We start from the raw sequence: 6000 nt of genomic DNA, 5'->3' as shown, positions 1-6000 counted from the left end.
TTTTGGCGAATACAAAACTAACCACTTTTACCGCCGTTTTCTATTAATTCACGCTAAGGTGCGATGAACCTTTTTTTTTGACGTCTTTCTGTGTTCGTGGTGAGCAGGTATAAAGCCGCAGAGATGGAGGGAGATCTGTATCCCGTCGGATGTTACGCATAACAAGCCGTCTTTCTGTACAGTTCCCCTTGTTTAGCAGGCTGACAGCCGCTCCTGTCCTTGTGGAGAACCGGACATAATGGTATGTTTTTGCCCTTCTGAAAGTTTATTAAACGCGATTCGCAAGAGGTATTACGCAATGCGTATTATTTTGCTCGGTGCTCCGGGTGCAGGTAAAGGAACTCAGGCTCAGTTCATTATGGAGAAATACGCTATTCCGCAGATTTCTACCGGTGATATGTTACGTGCGGCAGTCAAAGCGGGCACGGAGCTGGGGCTACAGGCCAAAGCCATTATGGATGCTGGCAAGCTGGTAACAGATGAACTGGTGATTGCACTGGTTAAACAGCGTATTGCGCAGGACGATTGCAAAGCAGGTTTTCTGCTGGATGGCTTTCCCCGTACTATCCCGCAGGCAGATGCGATGAAAGAGGCCGGTATTGCTGTCGATGTGGTGCTGGAATTTGCGGTACCTGACGATATCATCGTTGACCGTATTATCGGTCGCCGTGTACATGCCCCTTCCGGACGCGTTTATCATGTCAGCTACAATCCGCCGAAACAGGAAGGGATAGATGACGTGACCGGTGAAGCACTGACAACCCGGAAAGACGATCAGGAAGAAACTGTCCGTCAACGGCTGGTGGAATACCATCAGATGACCGCGCCGCTGATTGCTTATTATAGCAAAGAAGCAGCAGAAGGTCGTACCCGCTACCAGAAAATTGACGGTACCCGTCCGGTATCTGAAGTCAGTAACCAGCTGGCAACTATCCTCGGGTAATCCCTGTGCGGGCCGGATCTGCCGGTTCGCAATCTTAACGATAGCAGCAATTGCTTTTCCCTTCGCCAGGATCCGCTACAATATCCCCTTCACTGTATCAGCCTATTATCAAGGAATTACTATGAGGCAAGATAAGCCGGGCGTACTGCTGGTTAATTTAGGCACGCCTGATGCACCAACGCCATCTGCAGTAAAACGTTACCTGAAGCAATTTCTCAGTGATAAGCGGGTAGTTGATGTACCGCGGCTCATCTGGTGGCCTGTATTAAATGGTGCCATTCTGCCGTTACGTTCACCGAGGGTGGCAAAACTGTATGCCTCTGTCTGGATGGAGGAAGGTTCACCGCTGATGGTATACAGCAAACGTCAGCGCGATGCTCTGGCAGCAAAAACCGATATGCCGGTTGCCCTCGGCATGAGTTACGGTAATCCCTCGCTGACCAGTGCTGTAGAACAGTTGCTGGAGCAGGGTGTGACACGGCTGATTGTATTGCCGCTCTATCCGCAATTTTCTTCCTCAACGGTTTCAGCGGTCTGGGATGCCCTGTACCGGATTTTCCTGCCGCGCCGCAGCATGCCGGATATTCAGTTTATCCGTGATTATGCGACCCACCCCGGTTATATCGCGGCCCTGAAAGCCTCGGTGGAGCGGTCATTTGCTCTGCACGGTCAGCCGGATGTACTGCTGCTTTCCTTCCATGGTATACCGCAGCGCTTTGCGGACCAGGGCGATGATTATCCGCAACGCTGTGAGGATACGGCCCGTCAGCTGCGTGACGCTCTGGGGTTATCAGAACAGCAACTGATGATGACTTACCAGTCGCGTTTTGGTCGCGAGCCATGGCTGATGCCTTATACGGATGAAACGGTGAAGTCTTTACCCGGTAAAGGGATCCGTCATATTCAGGTGATGAGCCCCGGATTTTCAGCCGACTGCCTGGAAACGCTGGAGGAAATTAATGAACAGAACCGTGAATTCTTTCTGCATGCCGGCGGCGAGAAATTTGAATATATTCCGGCACTGAATGATGATGATTTGCATATCGACATGATGTTGCAACTGGTCAGCCAGTACCGATGAAATATCCGTTAATCGCCGGGATTATGCTAGTATTCGCGCTTTATTCCTGCGATTAACAGAAAAACATGAAATTTCCCGGTCAGCGTAAGTCTAAACATTATTTCCCGGTCAGTGCCAGAGACCCGTTATTACAGGCCGCACCGGCCGATTCAGAAACCACATCCCCGGTGGTAGGTATTGACCAGATTATGGTGGATATCGAGGCTAAGGTTGATGACAGCTTTATCGAACGGTACGGGCTAAGCCGCGGACACTCGCTGGTGATCGAAAATGATGTGGCTGAAGCGCTTTATCAGGAACTGTTTAACGGACAGCTGATCAGTCATCAGTTTGCCGGTGGTACTATCGGTAATACACTGCATAACTACTCGGTGTTGTCTGATGATCGTTCAGTACTGCTGGGGGTGATGTGTAACAATATCAGGATCGGTGATTACGCTTACCGTTATCTGTGTAATACCTCCAGCAAAGTCGATTTAAACTATCTGCAGGGTGTCTGTGGCTCTATCGGCCGGTGCTACACCCTGATTGGTGAACATGGCGAGCGTACCTTTGCCATCAGCCCGGGGGATATGAATCAGCTGCAACCGAAAAGCATCACTGAACAGGTGATTGCAGATGCCTCAGTACTGGTGCTGACATCCTACCTGGTACGGGCAAAAGAGGGTGAACCTATGCCTCAGGCCACCATGAAAGCGATTGAATATGCGAAAAAGCATCAGGTGCCGGTGGTTCTGACCCTGGGGACACGCCACGTGATTGCCGATAACCCGCAATTCTGGCGTGATTTTCTGCGTGATCATATTTCGATTGTGGCAATGAATGAAGATGAAGCCTGTGAACTGACCGGAGAATCAGATCCTTTGCTGGCGGCGGATAAAGCACTGGAATGGGTTGATTTGGTACTCTGTACCGCCGGCCCCGCGGGGCTGTATATGGCCGGCTTTACCGAACAGGAAACCCGGCGAAAAACTAATCTGCCATTACTTCCGGGAGCAATTCCGGAGTTTAACCAGTACGAATTCAGCCGTGGGATGCGTCGTCAGGACTGCCGGCAGCCGGCAAAGATATATTCACATATTGCGCCTTATATGGGCGGTCCTGAAAAAATAATGAATACTAACGGAGCAGGGGATGGTGCTCTGGCGGCGGTATTACATGATATTTCGGCAAATAACTATCACCGTCAGAAAGTCCCGAACTCAAGTAAACATGTGCAGCAGTATCTGACCTATTCTTCTCTGGCTCAGGTCTGCAAATATGCAAACCGGGTCAGCTATCAGGTACTTAACCAACACTCACCACGCCTGAGCCGTGGTTTACCGGAACGTGAAGACAGCCTGGAAGAAGCTTACTGGGACCGCTGATCAGTATCTGTCCGTCAGCCCATACCGCGGGCTGACGGGCAGGGTATCAGATAGCACATTCTCTTAACGGTTGCTGTTCGATATCCGTTTCCAGAATATCCAGCATGCTATTGGCAATTTCCCGCTCGCCCATAATCACGCGGTTTGCGCCGTGTTCCAGAATGTAGGTCACCTCATCGTCATAATGGGCACGGGCAATAATGGCAATATCCGGCCGTTTTTCCCGTGCTGCCGCAATAATCTCTCCGGACTCGTAACCATTCGGAATGGTCAGCAATAGCCAGCGGGCACAGTCAAGGCGGGCCACATCCATAATTTCACTGCGGGCCGCATTCCCCGAGACTGCGGGAACTCCCTGTTCACGAACTACCTCGACGCGAGCCCTGGTTGTTTCTATGACCACCACCGGAATGCGCAGATTCTGTAATTTCTGGCACAGAAGGCTGCCGACACGTCCGTACCCTACGATAACCGCATGGTCGCAGATTTCCAGCGGCACCATAGGCTCTTCTTCTTCAGAGACCGGCTGGGCCGGATCGACCTGCTGTTCTGTTTTCATCAGATAGCGTTCGGCCAGCGAGAACATCACCGGGTTGATCATAATCGACATGATGGCTGCTGCCAGTACCAGGTTACGCCCATCGTCGTTCAGTAGTCCGAGTGATACCCCCAGTCCGGCGAGGATAAATGCAAACTCACCAATCTGCGCCAGGCTGACAGAGATTGTCATCGCGGTACGCCGGGTATGGCCGAGCCAGGTGACCAGCAGCCAGGCAGCCACGGATTTCCCGAACAGAATAATTGCCAGGGCACCCAGTACCGCCAACGGCCTTTCTATCAGGATATGCGGGTCAAACAACATGCCGACCGAGACAAAGAACAGCACCGCGAAGGCATCCCGCAGCGGCAACGTATCATGGGCCGCCCGGTGGCTGAGTTCAGACTCATTAAGGACCATTCCGGCAAAGAATGCACCCAGCGCAAAGGAGACATCAAAAAATTCGACGGCACCGAAAGCGATGCCCAGGGCCAGAGCCAGTACTGCGAGGGTAAACAGTTCCCGTGACCCGGTCGCGGCACTTTTTGCCAGAATCCACGGGACGGCGCGGCGGCCAAAGACGATCATAATCACCATAAAGGCCACGACTTTGCCGATGGTGATCATCAGATCCCATAACAGCAGGCTGACGCTGGCATTCCCCTGTTCCATCATGCCTGCGATAGCCGGTAACAGCACCAGAGTTAACACCATCACCAGGTCTTCGACTATCAGCCAGCCGATGGCAATACGTCCGCGCTGGCTGTCAACCAGCTGACGTTCTTCCAGCGCCCGCAACAGTACAACGGTACTGGCCGTAGATAAGCAAAGCCCGAAGACCAGCCCGGTCATCAGGCTCCAGCCGAGGGCGTAAGATAGTCCCATCCCCAGTAAAGTAGCGACAATAATCTGCGCAATAGCTCCGGGGATGGCGATACCCTTTACCGACATCAGGTCTTTAAGAGAGAAATGTAACCCGACGCCGAACATCAGCAAAATGACGCCCAGTTCTGCCAGCTCCGGGGCCAGGTTTGTGTCGGCAACAAACCCGGGGGTAAAGGGACCCGCCAGCACGCCTGCCAGTAAATAACCGACCAGCGGAGAAAAACGGAGCTTATTAGCCAGCATGCCGAGCAAAAAAGCCAGCACCAGTGCGCCAACAATAGTGGTGATCAAAGGGGTGGAATGGTGCATTGTCTCTCCTTAATGGCCTGGCAATCCCTGCTCCGGCCGCGGACGATGGGGCAAATCAATCGATAAAATAAAAAAGGGTTATTTATCAAAAATAGCAAAAAAAACCATAATCAGGTGGAAAATTACGCTTCTTTATACAAAATAGTTAATTTTTCAGCATTAACAATGAATAACAAATAGCGTGGCGGAAAGCAGACTAACGAAAATCAGGCGTAAGGACAAACAGCGCCTGCGAAAGATGAGAGATTGATGATATTTTTTTTGATTTATGAACAAAGCGGCAGATTTATACAATCATTAATTCAGCTGATAAACAGAAAACCGGCGGCCATAAAACTATTTTCTGTGTTGCCCGCAGCAAAGTTACCCGTTTTTCCTGCTCCGGGGAAAGCTGATATCAGCTTTTGCTGCAGGCATTGCTGGCCCGTTCTGCATCAGCGGTTACTGCGACGCACCAGAATTGCGTTTATCAGTTTATCCCAGCACCAGTTAAACAGATAAGTATAAGGCAGATAGAACAACAGAAAGCCAATATCCAGCATCAGCGCAGACAGCAGGTCCAGACTCAGCATCATTGCGGTGACCGGAACCGCAAATACCACAAAACCGCCTTCAAAACCGACCGCCTGTACTATACGTACCGCGGGGCTGCGCGGATTCTGTGGCGGATAAAACCGGTCAAAAAAGATATTAAAAATCAGGTTCCAGACCATCGCTGACAGGGACAAAACGATAGCCGTCATGCCGATCCCGGTAACAGGTTTATTCATAATCCATGCTGCGCCGGGGATGGTAATCAGTAAGGCAAAAAATTCATAATTAATGGTATGTAATAAACGCTCAGTCGCTGAACGGGTACGCATTTTTATTCACTCCG

At 51.0% G+C, this 6000-nt stretch carries 5 protein-coding genes; 3 read left to right on the top strand and 2 right to left on the bottom strand.

The features are described from left to right. The first annotated feature begins 298 nt into the window (after positions 1 to 298). From adk to JK211_RS12720, 3 genes are all read left to right on the top strand, one after another. Complete coding sequence (gene adk / locus JK211_RS12730) at positions 299 to 943, top strand: adenylate kinase (RefSeq protein ID WP_212709044.1); 645 nt, start codon at positions 299 to 301, stop codon at positions 941 to 943. Positions 944 to 1064: 121 nt separating this feature from the next. Continuing rightward, positions 1065 to 2024 (top strand): ferrochelatase, encoded by a 960-nt coding sequence (gene hemH / locus JK211_RS12725; RefSeq protein WP_212709043.1) that lies wholly within the window; start codon positions 1065 to 1067, stop codon positions 2022 to 2024. A 65-nt stretch (positions 2025 to 2089) separates the two neighbouring features. Then, positions 2090 to 3391, top strand: a complete 1302-nt coding sequence (locus tag JK211_RS12720) for an inosine/guanosine kinase (RefSeq protein ID WP_212709042.1) — start codon at positions 2090 to 2092, stop codon at positions 3389 to 3391. A 46-nt stretch (positions 3392 to 3437) separates the two neighbouring features. Here the strand turns inward: JK211_RS12720 and ybaL are convergent, their stop codons facing one another. Together ybaL and JK211_RS12710 are read right to left on the bottom strand one after the other, a co-directional pair. Next, complete coding sequence (gene ybaL / locus JK211_RS12715) at positions 3438 to 5123, bottom strand: YbaL family putative K(+) efflux transporter (protein WP_212709041.1); 1686 nt, start codon at positions 5121 to 5123, stop codon at positions 3438 to 3440. Between the two features lie 434 nt (positions 5124 to 5557). Beyond that, the gene (locus tag JK211_RS12710; RefSeq protein ID WP_212709040.1) at positions 5558 to 5986 is read right to left on the bottom strand and encodes a PACE efflux transporter; all 429 of its coding nucleotides are present in this window, start codon (positions 5984 to 5986) and stop codon (positions 5558 to 5560) included. Positions 5987 to 6000: the final 14 nt, after the last annotated feature.

It is taken from the genome of Tatumella sp. JGM130 (assembly GCF_018257525.1).
Taxonomy (GTDB): domain Bacteria; phylum Pseudomonadota; class Gammaproteobacteria; order Enterobacterales; family Enterobacteriaceae; genus Tatumella; species Tatumella punctata.
This window is presented reverse-complemented; position numbering and strand designations above follow the sequence as displayed.